Source organism: Streptomyces bicolor (assembly GCF_000719285.1).
GTDB classification, from domain to species: Bacteria; Actinomycetota; Actinomycetes; order Streptomycetales; family Streptomycetaceae; genus Streptomyces; species Streptomyces bicolor.
The window spans coordinates 28,674-47,812 of the sequence record NZ_JOFS01000037.1; the positions used below are offsets into that span (position 1 = coordinate 28,674).

The window sequence follows — 19,139 nt, forward strand, 5'->3', positions numbered from 1 at the left end:
CGGCGGGCGGAGGCAGCAGAGCGGAGGCACCTCGTGGCGCAGCCGCACGGCGTCACAGCAGCCCGTCCCACATCTGCTCCAGCAGCACCGACCACCAGCTCTCCGGCGAGCCGAGCGCCGCCGGGTCCAGGGAGGCGAGCTGCGCCTGGAAATCGACGGTCCAGCGGCCCGCCTGCTCCTGGTTCAGACCGAAACGAAGACGCCACATCCGGCCCAGCAGCGCCAGACAGCGCTGGAACTCGGGCAGACCCGTGTTCACGAACTGCGGCGGTACGGGCGCACCGCCCGGCCCCGCCTCCACCGGCACGGCAACGATGTTCGCCGTCCCGTACTGCACACACAGCGCCTTGCCGAAGTCGCTGCCCATGACGAGGTACGACCCCGCGTCCGACGCCGGCTGCACCCCGCGCTCCCGCGCCAGCTCCGCCAGCGTCGGAACGGGCCGCCCCGGCTGGGCCTGCGCCCAGAAGAACGGGCCGATGTCCATCGGGAGCCCGCCGACGACGAGGCTGTGCGCCACGACCGGCGGCACGCCCTGCCTGGACACGGCGGCCTGCTCGAACCGGAAGATCCCCGGCCCGAACGCCGCCGCCAGCTCCTGCGCCACACCCTCCGGCGGAATCGGCGGCGCCGACTGAACCTGCGGCAACGGGGCGCGCACCGGCGCCGGCCGGGCGGGCCCGTCGGCCACCTGGTGCAACTCGCCCTGGTGGGCCAGCAGTTGCCGCATGCCCTGCTGCCGGCTCGCGTGATCCGTGCCGTACGGCGCGATGGACGTGATCCGCGCCTGCGGCCACTGCTCCCGGATCATCCGCGCGCAGTACGCACCCGGCAGCTCACACGACTCCAACTCCGTGTGCAGCTCCAGCACCTGGTCCGACGGCACGTTCATGCCGCGCAGCTCATGGAAGATCTGCCACTCCGGGTGCGGCGTACCGGGCGCCGAACGCCGGATCAGCTGCTGCTCCGACCCGTCCTGCGCGCGGTAGCGGAGAACGGCCTGGTAGCCGGGGCCGACGGTCGGCTGGCCGGTGGGCTGCTGGGGGTAGCCGTAGGCCGGGGGTTGGCCCGGGGCGGAGGGCTGGGCCGGGATGGGCGCCGGGGCGGGGTGGCCGGGGTGGCCTGCCTGCCCGGGCTGACCCGGCTGACCGGGTGGCGGCGGTACGGCGCCCGGCGGCATAGGGGGCTGCGGGGTGGCCGGGGGCATGCCGGGGGCACCCGGAGCACCAGGCGGGTTGGGGGCGGGAGGCATCCCCGGAGCGCCGGGGGCGGCGGGGACGCCAGGTGCGCCTGCCATGCCGGGTGCGCCAGGGGGTGGCGGCATGCCCGGAGCGCCGGGGGCGCCGGGTGCCCCGGGAACGCCAGGAGCCTGCGGCGGCGGAGGGACACCGGGGCCGCCCACCGGGGGCGCGGCCAGCACCGTCTCCGCATGGTGAACGGCACCCCGAGCGCCGCCCGCGGAGCCCTGGGCGCCAGGCCCACCGGGGATGCCGGGGGCGCCGGGAGCCTGCGGGGCACCCGGAGTGCCGGGTGCGCCCGGGCCACCGGGGACGCCGGAAGGCTGGTGAGCGCCAGGCATTCCGGGGCCACCCGGAGCAGCACCGGGCGGATTGGGGACGCCAGGCGGAGTCTGCGCACCCGGAACACCAGGCGTACCCGGCCCACCCGGAGGCTGCGGCAGACCGCCCAGCTGACTCGGGTCGGCCAGCACCGTCGCGGCATGGTGAACAGCGCCCGGAGGCGTACCGGGCGGATTCGGCGCGCCAGGCATGCCCGGAGCACCGGGACCACCGGGAGCACCGGGCGGCTGCGGAGCGCCAGGCCCATTCGCACCCCCAGGCCCCTGCGGCGCACCCGGACCCGCAACACCCTCAGGCCCGTCCGGCCCCAACGCCGACACGAGCTGCGTCGGAACGTACCCACCCGCAGGCGCGCCCGGCGCACCCGGAACGGACGGCGGAGGAGGAGGCGTACTCCCCGCCCGCGCGCCAGGCGTCCCCGGCGCACCCGGCGGCGGAGGCGGCGTCGCCCCACCCCGCGCGCGCGGCGGAGGCGCCGCCTTGCTGGTCGCCGCATCGGCGATGTCCCCGGCGTTCGGCGCGAGCGGCCGCCCCGGAGCACCCGGAGCACCCGGAGCTTGCGGATAGCCGTACGACGGCGCACCCGGCGCAGGCGGAGGCGGCGGCGGGGCACCCGGCCCCGCAGCAGGAGCCCCCGGAGGCGGCGTCCCCGGCACACCCGCACCCTGCGGATAGCCGTACGACGGCCCACCCGGCACCGGCGGAGGCGTGCTGCCCTGCGGCGCACCACCCGGCGCACCCGGCGCGTTCGGACCGTCGAGCCCAGGATCGGCCGCCGGAGGCGGAACCTGGACGCCACCCGACAGCAGTGCCGTCTTGGCATCCCTCGACGCGGCGTCGTCACCACTCAACGGCGGCGCGAACACCGTCTCCGGCAACGGCACGGAACGATCCTCAAGGCCATCGGCACTGGTGTCCGTCCCGGCCCACGGAGTCGCGCCTTCGGGCACACCCGGCACCGCACCGGGCGCAGGCCTCGACGAAGCTCCACCCGTAAAACCACCAGAGGCACCCGAGCCACCGTCAGAACGGCCAGGACTGTCAGAACCGCCGGAACCGGCCCCCGCCCCGGACCCCGCGTCCGCGGCCCCGCCATCCCGCCGCTGATCCGCGATCCCCAACTTGTCCGCCGCCTCCTGCAACCACTCCGGCGGCGTCAGCAAGAACGACGTCTGATTCAGATCCACCCGAGCCGGAGCAATCGGCGCCGACTGCGCGGCCGCTCCCCCACGGCCGTACTCCTCCTCGTACCGGCGAATCACCTCACCCACCGGCAACGACGGCCACAACGTGGCCTCCCCGCTGTCCCGGGCGAGCACCAGCCGCTGCCCGCCCCCCTCCGAACGCGGCCCGTCCGCACGGTCCTCGGCCCACACCACGAACCCGAGCTCGAACTCCCGCACCCGCACCTCACGATGCTGATACGACGGCACATCCCCGTTGATCCACTCTTCCGCGCGCTCCTGCGCCTGTGCGAACGTCACCATCGCGAAGCTCACTCCCCCACAGCCGCGGCAGCCACGGGCACCGCACGCGCGAACCCACCGTCCACCATCAGATTCGCCACCGTCTCCAACTCCGGCGGAGAACCCGCCAGTCGGGACAGAAACACGTCGAAGTCCTCACCGCACGGCAGCAACAACCGCTCCACCCGCTCGGCCGCCGACAACCCCGGATCAACATCCCGCACATCGTCATACGCGCAGAACCACACCGACCCCAGCCGGTCGCCCCGCACCTTCACGGCCAGCAACCCGCCCTGCACGAACCCGACACCCAGATAGTCCTTGGTCAGATGGTCCCGCAGGCACTTGTTCACATAGACCAGGTCATTTATCGCCGCCTCGTCCCGAACCGTGAACAACGGCTGATCGACCAGCAGCCCCAACTCCGCGTCCAGAGCCGTCCCCACCGGCGCACACCCGCCCGCCGCCTTCAGAAACGACCGATACGCACCCGGCAGCCGATACCCCAGGTCCTCCTCGACCCCGAGCACCTGCGACTCCGTCACCGCCACACCCGACTTCGGCAACCCGAAATGCGCCGGCCGCGTGTCCTGCAACGGCCGCGTCCCCCGCTTGTTCTGATCCACCGCCGACGTCGCCACCCCACCGTGATGCCGCAGCAACGCCTTCACCTCGACCGGTACCAACTCCAGCCGCCGCGAACCCACCACGTGATGCCACGTCCAGCCATGCGGCGTCGCCACCGCGGGCACCGTGTCCCACAGATCGTGCCCCGACGCCGCCAACGCCGCGTTCGCCGACACATAGTCCGTCAGCCGCAACTCGTCCACCCCGAAGCCTTCCGGCGGCTCGGCGATCTCCGCGGCCGCCCGCGCATACGGCGAGAAATCGGGGTAACCACGCTCGTCGACCCGTACTCCCCTCGGGTGACGCGACGCCCGTACCGGATCCGGGAAATGCACGACCTGCCCGGCGTAGGCCGCGTTCGGCGGCGCGGCTTGCTGCCCGAGCCGACCTGTCGTCATGGCGGTTGCCCCCTGCGGCGTTCTGATACGGCCCGCCACGACCACCCTCGGTCACAACGCCCCGTATCGACTGTCTCGTCTGCCTCCACACGTCACCGCATGGAAAGCGGTGCCGACAGCCTATGCGGTACGACGACACCGGTCACCGGCGCCGGTCACGACCCCCTCCGCTTCCGTGACCAGCCGTCACCCCGCCGTGACAGCCCGCCCAAACCCGGGCGTGTCGCGCCGCCCCAGCTTCCGCACCCGCCACGCCGTTTGGCACTCTGTGACGTCCGAGAGCATGCCCGGGGGATGCTCGGGAGGGGATGACGACATGAACACCACACAGACGGGACCCGACGCAGCGAGGTCCGGCGACCCCCGCATCGGCTGGAGCGCCACCGAGGCCCCCCACGCGCCCACCCTCCGCCACCGCCGCGACGGCATACTCCCCACCGTCGCCGCCGCCCTCTCCGTCCGCGGCGCCACCCTCACCGGCACCGCAGCCCGCGGCGACCAGCCCCCACCCCTGCACCACCTCGTCCAGGACTTCCTCGACACCCTCACCAGCGGCGAACGCGACCGCTTCACCGGCCGCTGCGCCGAAACCATCCTCATCTCACGCCACATCACCACCGCCGACGCAGCCCGCAGCAAACGCGCCGCCCGCAAACCCATGACCAACGGCGAAGCCCGCAAAGCCCTCAAACAGGCCAAGCTCACCGCCCGCCGCATCCGCGAGGACGGCGACCCCCTCCACGGCAGCTTCGCCGCCCCCTGCCGCGCCTGCACCGCGCTCAGCGCCCACTTCGGCGTCCGCATCGTCGACCCGACAGCGGCAGACGACTGACCCCCACACCCCAGCAGCAACACCCGCAAGCCAGTAAGACCGCACCCCGCCGGGCGGCCACGCACCACCACGGCCCCGACGCACTCGACGAACGAAGGGCAGATGCACACCGACCGCACCTCCTCCCCCAGTCTCGGCTCCGCTCGACCGGGGGGACCCCCATCCCGCTTCCCCGTCCCCGTCGACGCCGCCCTGCGCGCCGCCGGCTGGCAACCCGGACGCTGGGACATCAAGCAGGCCGAGATCTGGGCCGACACGTTGCGCGAACACACCTCACCCGCCGGCCACCGCCACGCCGTCTTCCCCGCCGCCGTCGAAGCCTGGGCCGAATTCGGCGGCCTCCACCTCACACCCACCGGCCCCGGCCGCCAGATCGCCCCCGCCAGCGTCCACTTCGACCCACTCCACGGCCTCCACATGGCCCGCACCCTCGGCGACCTCGGCCGCGCCCTCGACACCGAGGTCTGCCCCCTCGGCGCCGAAACCGACACCCAGGCCCTCCTCGCCATCGACACCGAAGGCCGCGTCTACACCCTCGACCACACCGGCGACTGGTACCTCGGCCCCGACATCGACCAAGCCCTCGCCGGACTGGTCGCAGGCATAGAACCCGTACGACTCACAGCCGGCTGACCCCCACCAACGGCACCCGCGGCTACGCCGCCGGAATCACCGCCGACACCCGAAAACCCCCCGCATCCGTCGGCCCCGACACGAACACCCCGCCCAGACCGACGACCCGCTCCTTCATCCCCACCAGGCCATTGCCCCCCGACGGCAACCGCGCCGACGACTCCGACGCCACCTCCGGCGGCGGCTCGTTCTCCACCTGCATCGCGATCTCCGACACCCGATGCGCGAGCCGCACATGCGTCTTCGCCCCCGCCGCATGCTTGTGGACGTTCGTCAACGCCTCCTGCACCACCCGGAACGCCGTCTGCTCGACCTCCGGCGCATACGACCGCGACTCCCCCTCCACGGACAGATCCACCACCATCCCCGCGGCGGCCGACTGCCCGATCAACTCATCCAACTCCGACAGACAAGGCCCCTCAGCAGCCCCCTCGTCCGCACCACCCACACCGCCCCGCTCCCGATCAGCCGCGGCGGCCGCGGCGACCCCCACCGCGGCAAGCGGTACGACAACCCCCCGAACCCGATCCGAGCGGTCACCCCCACTCCGCAGCACCCCGAGCATCTCCCGCAACTCGGTCAACGCCTGCCGCCCCATGTCCCCCACCAGCGCGGCATTCCGCACGGCCTTCTCAGGATCCTTCCGCGCCACCGCCTGCAACGCGGCCGCATGCACGACCATCAGACTCACCCGATGCGCGACGACGTCATGCATCTCCCGCGCGATCCGGGTCCGCTCCTCACCGCGCGCCCACTCGGCGCGCTCCTCGGCCCGCTCGGCCAGCAACTGAAGCTCCCGCTCAAGACTGTCGGCCCGCTCCCGAAGACTCTCCATCAGCCGCCGCCGAGCGCCCACATACAGCCCGAGGAGTAGAGGAGGCGCGGTCATACCGAGCGCAGTCGTCAGAGACGCAAACGGAACAACCCAGTCCCCGAAGGTCAGATCACCGCTCGCCACCCCCTGCCGCACCCACACGAACGTCACGATCAGCATCCCGACGAACGACATACCGGCGAGCGAGGCGATGATCCGCCGCGGCAGCTCCGAAGCGGCGAGGGTGTACAGACCGACGATCCCCATCAGGAACCCCATCTGGGCCGGCATCACAGCGATCGACACCAGCACGACGGCAATCGGCCACCGACGCCGCAGCACCAGCACCGACCCGGCCAGAACCCCGAACACCACCCCCGCGGCCACCGGAATCCCCGCATCCCGCGCGAACCGAACCCCCTCGATCCCACACTCCAACGCCGACGCGACACCCAGACCCACGTCCAGCACCGCGCTGCGCAACCTGCCCCACCACCACGGCCCCGCCCCCGGTGGCGGGGCCTCGGCGTGGTCTTCCCCCGTCGTGGTCATGCCTCCAGCCTAAGGGCCGCCGGGCGCCGATTTCCGGGGAGTTTTGACGACTGGCCTACACCACAGTCCGTGACCGAACGTAAGCGAAACCGCCCGATATCCCTCGAACTGCTGAATCGCACACCGTTCGACCCCTGAGGCGATCATTCCGGCTGGACGGTATGCCTATGGCACATCCACATGGCAAATACGCCGACTTCGAGGGGCTGCGGGAGCGGGCGGTGGCGCTGCGGCGGGCAGGCCTCAGCCGACGCCAGATCCGCGACCGGCTGCACGTCGACAACAACGACATCCTCAACCGACTCCTCGAGGGCGAGCCGCCGGAATGGACGAAACGACCGAACGCGAAGGACGACCTGAGGGAGAGGGCAAGGGAGCTCCGGCTCCAGGGGTGGACGTACGACCAGATCCAGGTGGAGCTGGGGTGCTCGAAGAGTTCGATCTCGCTGTGGGTGCGGGATCTGCCGACGCCGGAGCGCAAGCGCAGCTATAACGAGGCAGCGGCAATCGCCAGGCGCGGCTGGGAAGCGAAGCTCCGGATCCGCGACGAGGAGCGACAACGCACGAAAGAAGCAGCCGAGCAGGCGATCGGCAAGCTGTCACCCCGGGAGCTGTTCATTCTGGGCGTGGGCCTCTACTGGGCCGAGGGCGGCAAGGACAAGCCCTACGACCGCCGCGAAAACGTCGCCTTCGTGAACAGCGACCCAGGCATGATCAAGGTCTTCCTGGCCTGGCTGGACCTGATGGGCGTCGAGCGAGAGCGTCTCCGCTTCACCGTGATGATTCACGAGACGGCCGACGTGGCAGGCGCCGAGCAGTACTGGGCCGACTTCGTCGGCGCCGACCGCTCCGCGTTCCACAAGACGACCCTCAAGAAGCACAACCCCAAGACGGTTCGCAAGAACGTCGGCGACGCATACCGCGGCTGCCTAGTGATCAAAGTCCTGAAGGGAGCGGACTTGTATCGTCGCATCGAAGGCTCTTGGTACGGCATAGTGTTGGGAGCCACCCAGCCAGTTGGCGAAATGTCCGATTAGCCGGGTTTGCGGTCCCCTGTGGTGTAATCGGCAACACTATCCACTTTGGATGGATCATTCCAGGTTCGAGTCCTGGCAGGGGAGCAAATGCTTGGTTCGGGTCCTGACTGCTAACAGCTCAGTCAGGGCCCGCTCTCATGTCCCCCGCAAAACACCCCGGTATCCTGCGGATGTCACCCCACCCCCTCCACAGCCGAAGGGCATCCCGTGAGCGCCATTCGCCCGGCAGCCGTCGTCGTTCTCGCAGCGGGTGAGGGCACCCGTATGAAGTCGGCCACACCCAAGGTCCTGCACGAGCTCTGCGGACGCAGCCTCGTGGGTCATGTCCTCGCTGCCGCGCGCGAGTTGCAGCCCGAGAACCTCGTCGTGGTCGTGGGGCACGCCCGTGAGAAGGTCACCGCGCATCTCGGCGAGATCGACCCGGGCGTCCGCACCGCCGTGCAGGCCGAGCAGAACGGCACGGGGCACGCCGTGCGGATGGCCCTGGAGGAGCTCGGCGGCACGGTCGACGGCACCGTGGTCGTCGTCTGCGGGGACACCCCTCTCCTCACCGGCGAGACCCTCACCCGCCTCGCCGCCACGCACTCCGCGGACGGCAACGCCGTCACCGTGCTGACGGCCGAGGTTCCGGACGCGACGGGTTACGGCCGGATCGTGCGCGACGGTGCCTCCGGTGCCGTCACGGCCATCGTCGAGCACAAGGACGCGAGCGAGTCGCAGCGGGCGATCCGGGAGATCAACTCCGGTGTGTTCGCCTTTGACGGGCAGTTGCTCGCCGACGCGCTCGGCAAGGTGCGTACGGACAACAGTCAGGGCGAGGAGTACCTGACCGACGTTCTCGGCATCCTCCGTGAGGCCGGTCATCGCGTCGGCGCCTCCGTGGCCGCCGATCACCGCGAGATCGCCGGGATCAACAACCGGGTGCAGCTCGCCGAGGCGCGTCGGATTCTGAACGACCGGCTGCTGAGCCGCGCCATGCTGGCCGGCGTGACGGTGGTCGACCCTGCCACCACCTGGGTCGACGTCACGGTCACGTTCGAGCAGGACGCCGTCGTGCACCCGGGCACCCAGCTGCAGGGTTCCACTCACGTCGGTGAGGGCGCGGAAGTGGGGCCGAACAGCCGGCTCACGGACACGCGTGTCGACGCCGGTGCCCGCGTCGACAACACGGTTGCCTACAGCTCTCATGTCGGGCCGGGTGCGTCGGTGGGGCCGTACGCCTATCTGCGGCCCGGTACCCGGCTGGGTGCCAAGGGCAAGATCGGGACGTATGTCGAGACGAAGAACGCCTCGATCGGTGAGGGCACGAAGGTGCCGCATCTGTCCTATGTCGGTGACGCGACGATCGGCGAGTACTCGAACATCGGTGCCGCCAGCGTCTTCGTGAACTATGACGGACAGGACAAACACCACACCACCATCGGCTCGCACTGCCGTACCGGTTCGGACAACATGTTTGTGGCTCCTGTCACGGTCGGGGACGGTGCGTACACCGCTGCCGGGTCTGTGATCACGAAGGACGTACCGCCTGGTTCGCTGGCCGTGGCCCGTGGTCAGCAGCGGAATATCGAGGGTTGGGTGGCTCGTAAGCGTCCGGGCAGTGCGGCCGCGAAGGCGGCCGAGGCGGCTTCGCGGCAGGTCGAGAGCGAGGACTGACCGGAAACGGGTGCGTCAAACACGGCGTACCGTGATAAGTGCACACCCGCACGCCACCAGCTCGACACCCAGCTGAGACACCTCTGAGGAGACAGTGCTGTGACCGGGATCAAGACGACCGGCGAGAAGAAGTTGATGTTCTTCTCCGGCCGCGCCCACCCCGAGCTTGCCGAGGAGGTCGCCCAGCAGTTGGGGGTCGGCGTCGTCCCGACGAAGGCCTTCGACTTCGCCAACGGCGAGATCTATGTGCGTTATCAGGAGTCGGCGCGTGGTGCGGACTGCTTTGTGATCCAGAGCCACACGGCTCCGATCAATCAGTGGATCATGGAGCAGTTGATCATGATCGACGCGCTGAAGCGTGCGTCGGCGCGCTCCATCACGGTCATCGTGCCGTTCTACGGTTACGCGCGGCAGGACAAGAAGCACCGTGGGCGTGAACCGATTTCGGCGCGTCTGATCGCGGATCTGATGAAGACTGCGGGTGCCGATCGCATCCTGACCGTTGATCTGCACACGGATCAGATTCAGGGCTTCTTCGATGGACCCGTCGACCACCTGTTCGCTCTTCCGCTGCTCGCGGACTATGTGGGTGACAAGGTCGACAAGGAGAAGCTGACGGTCGTGTCTCCGGACGCGGGGCGTGTGCGGGTGGCTGACCGCTGGTGTGACCGGCTGGGTGCGCCGCTGGCGATCGTGCACAAGCGGCGTGACAAGGACGTGGCGAACCAGGTGACCGTCCATGAGGTCGTGGGTGAGGTCCGGGGTCGGGTGTGTGTCCTGGTCGACGACATGATCGATACGGGTGGCACGATCTGTGCGGCTGCCGATGCGCTCTTCGCGCATGGTGCCGAGGATGTCATCGTCACCGCGACTCACGGTGTGCTGTCCGGCCCGGCGGCGGACCGGCTGAAGAACTCGCGGGTGAGTGAGTTCGTGTTCACGAACACGCTGCCGACGCCGGGTGAGCTGAGCCGTGATCTGGACAAGCTGACGGTGCTGTCGATCGCGCCGACGATCGCGAGTGCGGTGCGTGAGGTGTTCGAGGACGGTTCGGTGACGAGCCTGTTCGACGAGCAGTAGGGATTCTGCGGTAGAGATCCTTTTGGGTGCGGCCTCCTGGTCCGAGTAGACTGCTTCAGTTGCTCGGCGAGGGAGGCCGTTCCCGTTGTGGGATGCGGTTGTCCGTTATCGACGCGCTCTTCGTAGCAGGCCGTTCGTGGCCGGGTGACCACGTCCGTTTCTACTTCTACGAGGAGTGATCCGTATGTCCGAGGTGAAGCTCACCGCCGAGACGCGCACCGAGTTCGGTAAGGGTGCCGCGCGTCGTATCCGCCGCGACAACAAGGTTCCGGGTGTCCTGTACGGGCACGGTTCGGACCCGCTGCACCTGACCCTGCCGGGCCACGACCTGCTGCTGGCGCTGCGTACGCCGAACGTCCTGATCGCGCTGGACATCGACGGCAAGTCCAACGAGCTGGCGATCCCGAAGGCTGTGCAGCGTGACCCGCTGAAGGGCTTCCTGGAGCACGTCGACCTGCAGCTGGTGAAGCGCGGCGAGAAGGTCACGGTCGAGATCCCGGTGCAGACCGAGGGCGAGCTGGCGGCGGGTGGCAACCTGCTGGAGCACGTGCTGAACGCGCTGCCGGTCGAGACCGAGGCCACGCACATCCCCGAGTCCGTCACGGTGTCCGTGGAGGGCCTGGAGGCCGGTGCTTCCGTGCTGGCGAAGGACATCGCGCTGCCGAAGGGCACCACGCTGGCCGTCGAGGAGGACGCGGTCGTGCTGCAGGTGCTGGCCGCGCAGGCCGAGGAGGCCCCGGAGGGCGAGGCCGCCGAGGGCGAAGAGGTCGCGGAGGCCTGATTCCCGGGTCCGGCAGAGGCGTGATTCTCGGCTCTGTCATCGGTTCGTCAGCCGCTGTTCCCGTACGGGGCAGCGGCTGGCGCGTATCACTCCCGGGTAAGCACAGCAAGGAGACATGGACGTGATGACCGACCCGAGTGCCCCCTGGCTGATCGCCGGCCTCGGCAACCCCGGGCCCGAGTACGCGATGAACCGGCACAACGTCGGGTTCATGGTGGCGGATCTGCTGGCCGAGCGGATCGGGGGGAAGTTCAAGCGGGCCGGTAAGGCTCAGGCGCAGGTGGTGGAGGGGCGTATCGGTCCGCCGGGGCCGTTGAACCGGCGGGTGATCCTGGTGAAGCCGATGTCGTTCATGAATCTCTCCGGGGGGCCGGTGAACGCCCTGCGTGACTTCTACAAGGTGCCGTTGGGGAACATCGTCGCTGTTCATGACGAGTTGGACATCGACTACGGCACGTTGCGGTTGAAGCTGGGTGGCGGTGACAACGGGCACAACGGGCTGAAGTCGATGACGAAGGCGATGGGTTCGGACTATCACCGGGTGCGGTTCGGGATCGGGCGGCCCCCGGGTCGTATGCCGGTGGCCGACTTCGTGTTGAAGGATTTCGCCTCCGCGGAGCGCAAGGAGCTGGACTACTTCGTGGATCGGGCGGCGGACGCGGTGGAGTGTCTGGTGATCGAGGGGTTGGAGCGGGCGCAAAGCACGTACAACTCGTGACTTGTCCGCCCACTTCAACGGGCCGAGGTTGACCGGGCGTAGGGGCATGGCCAAGGATCGCGGCCATGCCTTCTGCCGTTGTCTCCAGTCAGGGTGCCGTGGCCGCGCTGCGGTTCGGGCGGCTCGCGGCGATGGGTACGGTCGCGGTGCTGATTCTGATCGCGGGTGTGTGGGCGTCGTGGGGCACGGCTCATCATGTGATGCTCACGAAGGGGCGGGAGAGCGGCACGATCAAGGTGACGCGGTGTGGTGCGGACACCTGCGGTGGGCCGTACACGCCGATGTCGGCGGGGTCGCAGCCGCGTGAGTCGGTCGTCATCGAGAAGAACGTGGCCGTGCGCAGGGGGCAGACGTACACGGTCGTGATCAAGCCGGGCAGCGACGAGGTCGTGCGGTCCGGTCCTGCCGGTGTGCTGTACGCCTGGGTTCCGCTGGGTGGGGCGCTGTTGCTGGCGTCGGTGGTCGTGGCGGGTGGGTTGCGGCGGACTCGGGTGGCGTGGGTGCTGGCGGGGTCGGGGATTGCCCTGCTCACGGCGGCTTTCGTGACAATCTGACGTTTTCGTCGTTCCCCTGTCTGTGGGGGATCTGTGTGTTGCCTGTTCGTGATTGACCTGGGGTCAGTCGCGGCAGGATGCTGAGCCGCCCCCTCCACATCTTCCCGTTCCTTCTCGAAGATGGACTACTGCCTCATGCGTACCCTCACCCGCGTCGGCGCCCTGTCCGCCGTCGCCGCGGCCGCGGTTTTCTGCGTTCCGGCCGCCGCCCACGCCACCGGTTCCGGTGACGACACGTACACCGTGCAGTTGCGGCAGGATCTGCCGCGTACCGCGACCACCGACGACGGTGGCGCCCCGCAGCAGGGGCGGGACGAGTGCCCCGGTATTCCGGAGGGGCAGGATGGCTGGCACTTCGTGCTGCCGGGGAACTCCACGGATTTCGTGAAGCTGACCGTGACGTTCGAGCCGGGCGGGCAGCAGGTGGTGACGGACTTCGGTCCGCCGTCCGACAAGCACGCCTACGTGGCCTCGCAGCCGGGTGCGGAGCTGACGTCCGCGGTGGCCGAGGTGCGCGGCGGTGATCTGGAGCTGTTCAACCTGTCGCACACGTGCCCGGCGGAGGACGGCACGGAGCCGACCGACACCCCGGACCCGACCAACGGCACGTCCTCGGAGCCGTCCGAGGAGCCGTCCGAGGAGGCGTCCGCCACGCCGTCCGCGGAGGTCTCGCCCTCCGAGAGCAGCAGCGACAGCGCCGCTCCGGCCGTCTCCTCGTCCCCGTCGGCGCCGGGTGGCGGCTCTTCCGAGGGTGATCTGGCCGAGACGGGCAACGGTGCCCCGGTCGGACTGCTCTCGGGTGTCGCGGCCGCGCTGGTGGCGGCGGGCGGCTACCTGGTGTTCCGCCGTCGCAAGGCGGCCGGCCAGGGCTGACGTAGGACTCCGCCGTAGGTCTGCGGCGCAGGACTGAGCCGTAGGACTGCGGCGTACGGAACGAACGGTGCCCCCGAGTACGTCACTCGGGGGCACCGCCGTGTGCGGGGCGCTCAGCCGGTGTTACGCAGGCCGGCCGCCACGCCGTTCACGGTGAGGAGCAGGGCGCGGGCGAGCAGCGGGTCGGCTTCGGCGCCTGCCGCTGCCGCGTCGCGCTGGCGCTTGAGCAGGGCGACCTGGAGGTAGGAGATGGGGTCCAGGTAGGCGTCGCGGATGGCGAAGGTCTGCTTCAGGACCGGTGCCGCGTCGAGGAGTTCCGTCTCGCCGGTGACCTTCAGGACCTCGGCGACGGTGAGTGCGTGTTCGGCGCGGATGGTGTCGAAGACGTGCTTGAGCTCGTCCGGCACGAGGGTGTCGACGTAGTGGGCGGCGATCCGCAGGTCGGTCTTGGCGAGCGTCATCTCGACGTTGGAGATGAAGTTGCGGAAGAAGTGCCACTGTTCGTGCATCTCGTCGAGCACGGTGTCCAGGCCGGCTTCGCGCAGGGCCTTGAGGCCGGAGCCGACGCCGAACCAGCCGGGCACGATCTGCCGGGACTGGGTCCAGCCGAAGACCCAGGGGATGGCGCGCAGCCCGTCGAGGGAGACGCCTGATCCCGGGCGGCGGGAGGGCCGCGAGCCCAGGTGCAGGTCGGCGAGCTGGTCGACCGGCGTGGAGGCGAGGAAGTACGTCGGCAGGTCGGGGTCCTCGACGAGCTTGCGGTAGGCAGCGTGCGCGGCGTCCGAGACGACGTCCATCGCGGCGTCCCAGCGGGCCAGTGCCTCGGTGGACTGGCGCGGGGCCGTGTGCAGGGCGGAGGCCTGGAGGGTGGCGGCGACGGTCAGTTCCAGGTTCTCGCGGGCCAGGGACGGCACGAGGTACTTGTCGGAGATGACCTCGCCCTGTTCGGTGACCTTGATCTCGCCTTCGAGGGTGCCCCAGGGCTGGGCGAGGATCGCGTCGTGGGAGGGGCCGCCGCCGCGGCCGACGGTGCCGCCGCGGCCGTGGAAGAGCCGCAGGCGGACGCCGTAGCGGTGGGCGACGTCGCGCAGGCGGCGCTGGGCGCGGTGGATCTCCCACTGGCTGGTGGTGATGCCGCCGAACTTGGAGGAGTCGGAGTAGCCGAGCATGACCTCCTGGACGTCGCCGCGCAGGGCCACGAGCCTGCGGTACGACGGGTCGGAGAGCATGTCCTCCAGGATCGTGTCGGCGGCCTTGAGCTCGTCGGTGGTCTCCAGGAGCGGGACGATGCCGATCTTGGCCCAGCCGGCGTGCAGGTCGATCAGGCCGGCCTCGCGGGCGAGGACGGTCGCGGCGAACACGTCGTCGGCGCCCTGGCACATGGAGATGATGTACGACTCGATGACCTCGGGTCCGAAGACCTCCAGGGCCCGCTTGACGGTCTGGAACACGCCGAGGGTCTTCTCGCCGGCGGCGTCCACGGGGGCCGGGGTGGGGGCGAGGGGCCTGCGGGAGCGGAGTTCCTTGGCGAGGAGCTTGGCGCGGTAGTCGCGGGGCATGTCGACGTAGCGCCAGGACTCCTCGCCGAGGCGGTCGAAGAGCTGGCCGAGGGCGTGGTGGTGGGCGTCGGCGTGTTCGCGGACGTCCATGGTGGCGAGCTGGAGGCCGAACGCGGACAGGGTGCGGATGGTGCGGTTCATGCGGCCGTCGGCGAAGAGGCCGCCCTTGTGCTCGCGCAGCGAGGTCTGGATCAGGGTGAGGTCCTGCAGCAGCTCGCTGGTGCCGAGGTAGTCCCGGCCCGTCTCGTGCGGGATGCCCTTGGCGAGGCGCGTCTTGGTGTTCTCCAGCTTCTGCCGGATGCAGGTGGCCTTGAGCCGGTAGGGCTCCTCGGCGTTGAGGCGCTTGTAGCGGGGGCTGATCTCGGGGAGGGCTTCGAGGTCGGCCTTGAGGGACTCCAGGAGTTCCTCGGTGGCGCCGGTGTAGCGGATGGAGTTGGACAGGAAGCCGCGCAGCTCGTCGATCATGTCCAGGGCGTCGTTGATGCCGTGTTCGTGCTGGAGGATGAGGACGTCCCAGGTCACCTGGGGGGTGACGTTGGGGTTGCCGTCGCGGTCGCCGCCGATCCAGGTGCCGAAGGTGAGGGGGCGGGTGGCGTCGGGGAGCTGGTGGCCGACGCGTTCCAGTTCGGCGGTGAGGTCTTCCAGGACGTCGCCGACGGCGCCGGCGTGGAGTTCGTCGAGGTAGTAGATGGCGTTGCGGGCCTCGTCGGCGGGCTCGGGACGGACGACGCGGAGTTCGTCGGTCTGCCATACGAGGTCGATGTTCTCGGCCAGTCGGGTGTCGTGGCGGCGGCGGTCGCCGTCGAGGACGGGGGTCTCCAGGAGCGCGGCGATGCGCCGGAGCTTGTTGAGGACCGAACGGCGCGCGGCCTCGGTGGGGTGTGCCGTGAACACGGGGCGAACGTTGAGGTGCTGGATCGTCTGGCGCAGGTGCTCGGGGTCGGCGTCCTTGAGGCGGTCGGCCGTCCGGGCGAGGAGGCCGCCCTCGGCGGCGCGCTTGGCGCGCAGCTCGCGGCCGCGGTGGACCTGTTCGGTGACGTTGGCCAGGTGGAAGTAGGTGGAGAAGGCGCGGACCAGCTTGGCCGCGGTGTCCAGCTCCGTGCCACGCAGCAGCTCGGCGGCGGCGTCGCCGTCCTCGCGGGTGAGGCGGCGGACCTTCTCGACGAGGTCGAGGAGCTCGGGGCCCTCCTGGCGGACCAGGGTCTCGCCGAGCAGGTCACCCAGTCGGCGGATGTCGGCGCGCAGCTCACTGCTGGTCGTGGTCTGGTCGTCGGCACTGCTCACAGGTGCGGCTCCTTGCAGTGTTGAAGCTCGTCTGGAGGGAACCCGGCGCAGGTGTCGCGCGGCGGGATGCCGCATACGGCTCCTGAGATCCGGGAAGAAATCAGAGCGGACCGCGCTGTCCGACCGACTCCAAGGATAGGTGTCCCTGCGGACGCGCAGTCTCTCGGGCTCTTGCCGCCGGGCGACGCACTGCCATACTTACGATGCCGTAGGTTACGGAACCGTAGGGACCGATGTAACGGAACCTGGGAACAGTTGCAGCGACCCCGGCACCTGCCACAACCCTCGAAACCCCACAGGGGACGCCCATGACCACGAGCTCCGATGTGATCGAAGACGCCCCGAAGGCGAACGACGACACCCCACTTCCCTCAGCCACGCTGGGCGGCGAGAAGAAGGGGTCGCTCGAGCAGTTCGCGCTCCTTCTCTTCATCGTCGTCCCGTTCCTGGCACTCGCCGCCGCGGTGCCGCTGGCGTGGGGCTGGGGCGTGAGCTGGCTGGACCTCGGTCTGCTGGTCTTCTTCTACTTCTTCGCCTGCCACGGCGTCACGATCGGCTACCACCGCTACTTCACCCACGGTTCCTTCAAGGCGAAGCGTCCGCTGCGCATCGCGCTCGCCGTCGCGGGCTCGATGGCGGTGGAGGGCCCGCTGGTCCGCTGGGTCGCCGACCACCGCAAGCACCACAAGTTCTCCGACGCGGAGGGTGACCCGCACTCGCCGTGGCGTTACGGGGAGACCGTGCCGGCACTGATGAAGGGCCTGTGGTGGGCGCACATCGGCTGGATGTTCGACGAGGAGCGGACGCCGCAGGACAAGTACGCGCCGGATCTGATCAAGGACCGGGTGATCCGCGGGATCTCCCGTCAGTTCATCTGGTGGACGGTGCTGTCGCTGGCCCTGCCGGCGCTGATCGGCGGTCTGGTGACGATGTCGTGGTGGGGTGCGTTCACTGGCTTCTTCTGGGGCTCGCTGGTGCGGGTGGCCCTGTTGCACCACGTGACGTGGTCGATCAACTCGATCTGCCACGCGGTGGGCAAGCGGCCGTTCAAGTCGCGTGACCGTTCGGGCAACGTGTGGTGGCTGGCGGTCCTGTCGTGCGGCGAGTCCTGGCACAACCTGCACCACGCCGACCCGACGTCCGCGCGGCACGGTGTGGAGCGCGGGCAGATCGATTCCTCGGCGCGGTTCATCCGCTGGTTCGAGATGCTCGGCTGGGCCTACGACGTGCGCTGGCCGTCACGCTCGCGTATCGATTCGCGCCGGAACACCGGGGAAGGTGGCTCTCGGCGCCGGAAGGAACCCGTAAAGGCGGCATGATTGACGCCGTGGCGACCGACTCCAGCAGCACCCCTGGCAATGAGAAGCAGCGGCGGGCGCGCCGTACCCGGATGACCGGTGCGGAGCGCCGCCAGCAGCTGCTGGAGATCGGTCGCACCCTCTTCGCCGCGAAGGGCTTCGAGGGCACGTCGGTGGAGGAGATCGCGGCGAAGGCGGGCGTCTCGAAGCCGGTGGTGTACGAGCACTTCGGTGGCAAGGAGGGGCTGTACGCGGTCGTGGTGGACCGTGAGATGCGGCGGCTGCTGGACATGGTGACCAGCTCGCTGACGGCCGGCCACCCGCGTGAGCTGTGCGAACAGGCCGCCTTCGCCCTCCTGGACTACATCGAGGAGTACACGGACGGTTTCCGCATCCTGGTCCGTGACTCGCCGATCCCCCAGTCGACGGGCTCCTTCGCCTCGCTGATCTCGGACATCGCGACCCAGGTGGAGGACATCCTGGGCCGCGAGTTCAAGAGCCGCGGCTTCGACCCGAAACTGGCCCCGCTGTACGCCCAGGCCCTGGTCGGCATGGTGGCGCTGACCGGCCAGTGGTGGCTGGACGTGCGCCGCCCGAAGAAGGCGGAGGTGGCGGCCCATCTGGTGAATCTGGCATGGCACGGGCTGGACGGCCTCGAGGCGAAGCCGCACTTGATAGGGCGCCGGAAGAGCTGACGCCCGCCGCGGCGCCCTGGGCGTCATTCGCTGTCATGCCTGACGGCACCCGGCAGGCATGACAGCGACCTGGCATTGCCTGTCAGCGTCGGTCAGCCCTTGAAGGTGTCCTTGCCCTTCTCCTTCGCCTGACGCGCGCTGCCTTTCCTCTTTTCGGCCTTGCCCTCGGCGGTCAACTCCTCGTTGCCGACCATGCGGCCCATCGCTTCCTTGGCCTTGCCCTTGGCCTCTTCCTTCTTGGCCCTGGCCTTCTCTTCCTTCGCCACGTTCCTCACTCCTCGCAAGGATCGACGTCGCTGTGCTTCAGCGGGTGACCCTGCGCCGCACCGTTCAAACGGCGGTGACCGGCTCCAGGAACTCCAGGCGGTTGCCCACGGGGTCGGACGAGTAGAACCGCCTGTGCCCCGGGAGGTTCTCGTCCCACTCCACCCGCGCTCCATGGGCCTCCAGCCGGGCCGCGTACCGCTCGATCCCCGCGACCCGCAGCCCGGGGTGCGCCTTCCTCGCGGGCCGGAAGCCTTCTCTCTCGATCCCCAGGTGCAGCTGTACGGGTCCCGCCTGGAACCAGCAGCCGCCGCCCGCGGCCAGGACGGGCGGCTTGGGGATCTCGGTCATGCCGAGGACGGTGACGTAGTACGCGCGCAGCTCGTCCTCCGAGCCGGGTGGCGCGGCCAGCTGGACGTGGTCGACGGCGGTGATCAC

The 19,139-nt window shown here is 69.8% G+C and carries 17 protein-coding genes and 1 tRNA gene; 12 read left to right on the forward strand and 6 right to left on the reverse strand.

All coding sequences use genetic code 11. From position 1 onward, the window contains the following. Nucleotides 1-52: 52 nt before the first annotated feature. Together IF78_RS45210 and IF78_RS0135910 are read right to left on the reverse strand one after the other, a co-directional pair. Complete coding sequence (locus IF78_RS45210) at nucleotides 53-3,067, reverse strand: SUKH-4 family immunity protein (RefSeq protein ID WP_031481439.1); 3,015 nt, start codon at nucleotides 3,065-3,067, stop codon at nucleotides 53-55. An 8-nt stretch (nucleotides 3,068-3,075) separates the two neighbouring features. After that, nucleotides 3,076-4,071 carry an SMI1/KNR4 family protein gene (locus IF78_RS0135910; protein ID WP_031481440.1) on the reverse strand — a complete coding sequence of 332 codons (996 nt, stop codon included), beginning with the start codon at nucleotides 4,069-4,071 and terminating at the stop codon, nucleotides 3,076-3,078. A 316-nt stretch (nucleotides 4,072-4,387) separates the two neighbouring features. Here IF78_RS0135910 and IF78_RS0135915 point away from each other — a divergent pair, with 316 nt between their 5' ends. Next, nucleotides 4,388-4,903, forward strand: coding sequence for a YwqJ-related putative deaminase (locus IF78_RS0135915; RefSeq protein ID WP_031481441.1), 516 nt, complete (start codon nucleotides 4,388-4,390; stop codon nucleotides 4,901-4,903). A 102-nt stretch (nucleotides 4,904-5,005) separates the two neighbouring features. Further along, nucleotides 5,006-5,536 carry an SUKH-3 domain-containing protein gene (locus tag IF78_RS0135920; protein WP_031481442.1) on the forward strand — a complete coding sequence of 177 codons (531 nt, stop codon included), beginning with the start codon at nucleotides 5,006-5,008 and terminating at the stop codon, nucleotides 5,534-5,536. A 22-nt stretch (nucleotides 5,537-5,558) separates the two neighbouring features. On the opposite strand, the gene IF78_RS0135925 is transcribed toward IF78_RS0135920, so the two are convergent. Next, nucleotides 5,559-6,902, reverse strand: a complete 1,344-nt coding sequence (locus IF78_RS0135925) for a sensor histidine kinase (RefSeq protein ID WP_031481443.1) — start codon at nucleotides 6,900-6,902, stop codon at nucleotides 5,559-5,561. A gap of 167 nt (nucleotides 6,903-7,069) precedes the next feature. On the opposite strand from IF78_RS0135925, the gene IF78_RS0135930 reads away from it, so the two are divergent. The 8 genes from IF78_RS0135930 (at nucleotide 7,070) to IF78_RS0135970 (ending at nucleotide 13,601) form a co-directional block, all read left to right on the forward strand. Next, entirely contained in the window at nucleotides 7,070-7,939 is an 870-nt protein-coding gene (locus IF78_RS0135930; RefSeq protein ID WP_031481444.1) for a hypothetical protein, read from the forward strand. Between the two features lie 12 nt (nucleotides 7,940-7,951). Next, nucleotides 7,952-8,023: transfer RNA gene (locus tag IF78_RS0135935), tRNA-Gln, on the forward strand. A 123-nt stretch (nucleotides 8,024-8,146) separates the two neighbouring features. Further along, nucleotides 8,147-9,595 (forward strand): bifunctional UDP-N-acetylglucosamine diphosphorylase/glucosamine-1-phosphate N-acetyltransferase GlmU, encoded by a 1,449-nt coding sequence (gene glmU / locus IF78_RS0135940; protein ID WP_078662711.1) that lies wholly within the window; start codon nucleotides 8,147-8,149, stop codon nucleotides 9,593-9,595. Between the two features lie 99 nt (nucleotides 9,596-9,694). Continuing rightward, entirely contained in the window at nucleotides 9,695-10,675 is a 981-nt protein-coding gene (locus tag IF78_RS0135945; RefSeq protein WP_031481448.1) for a ribose-phosphate diphosphokinase, read from the forward strand. A 184-nt stretch (nucleotides 10,676-10,859) separates the two neighbouring features. Beyond that, nucleotides 10,860-11,456: a 50S ribosomal protein L25/general stress protein Ctc gene (locus IF78_RS0135955; RefSeq protein ID WP_031481450.1), complete on the forward strand. Its 597-nt coding sequence runs from the start codon at nucleotides 10,860-10,862 to the stop codon at nucleotides 11,454-11,456. A 115-nt stretch (nucleotides 11,457-11,571) separates the two neighbouring features. Further along, on the forward strand, nucleotides 11,572-12,174 hold the full coding sequence (gene pth / locus IF78_RS0135960) for an aminoacyl-tRNA hydrolase (RefSeq protein WP_031481452.1): 603 nt from the start codon (nucleotides 11,572-11,574) through the stop codon (nucleotides 12,172-12,174). A 65-nt stretch (nucleotides 12,175-12,239) separates the two neighbouring features. Further along, entirely contained in the window at nucleotides 12,240-12,728 is a 489-nt protein-coding gene (locus tag IF78_RS0135965; RefSeq protein WP_031481454.1) for a hypothetical protein, read from the forward strand. Between the two features lie 135 nt (nucleotides 12,729-12,863). Beyond that, entirely contained in the window at nucleotides 12,864-13,601 is a 738-nt protein-coding gene (locus IF78_RS0135970) for an LPXTG cell wall anchor domain-containing protein (RefSeq protein WP_037642054.1), read from the forward strand. A gap of 113 nt (nucleotides 13,602-13,714) precedes the next feature. Here the strand turns inward: IF78_RS0135970 and ppc are convergent, their stop codons facing one another. Then, a complete protein-coding gene (gene ppc / locus IF78_RS0135975) occupies nucleotides 13,715-16,444 on the reverse strand; it encodes a phosphoenolpyruvate carboxylase (RefSeq protein WP_031481458.1) in 2,730 nt (909 codons plus the stop codon). A gap of 308 nt (nucleotides 16,445-16,752) precedes the next feature. Between ppc and IF78_RS0135980 the strand changes: the two genes are divergently transcribed. Together IF78_RS0135980 and IF78_RS0135985 are read left to right on the forward strand one after the other, a co-directional pair. Then, a complete protein-coding gene (locus IF78_RS0135980) occupies nucleotides 16,753-17,763 on the forward strand; it encodes an acyl-CoA desaturase (protein ID WP_031481460.1) in 1,011 nt (336 codons plus the stop codon). Beyond that, on the forward strand, nucleotides 17,760-18,437 hold the full coding sequence (locus tag IF78_RS0135985; protein ID WP_031481461.1) for a TetR/AcrR family transcriptional regulator: 678 nt from the start codon (nucleotides 17,760-17,762) through the stop codon (nucleotides 18,435-18,437). The genes IF78_RS0135980 and IF78_RS0135985 overlap by 4 nt, the downstream gene beginning before the upstream one ends. 92 nt (nucleotides 18,438-18,529) lie before the next feature. Here the strand turns inward: IF78_RS0135985 and IF78_RS46900 are convergent, their stop codons facing one another. Then, nucleotides 18,530-18,703 (reverse strand): CsbD family protein, encoded by a 174-nt coding sequence (locus IF78_RS46900; RefSeq protein WP_078662712.1) that lies wholly within the window; start codon nucleotides 18,701-18,703, stop codon nucleotides 18,530-18,532. Between the two features lie 64 nt (nucleotides 18,704-18,767). Then, nucleotides 18,768-19,139 (reverse strand): VOC family protein, encoded by a 372-nt coding sequence (locus IF78_RS0135995; RefSeq protein WP_031481463.1) that lies wholly within the window; start codon nucleotides 19,137-19,139, stop codon nucleotides 18,768-18,770.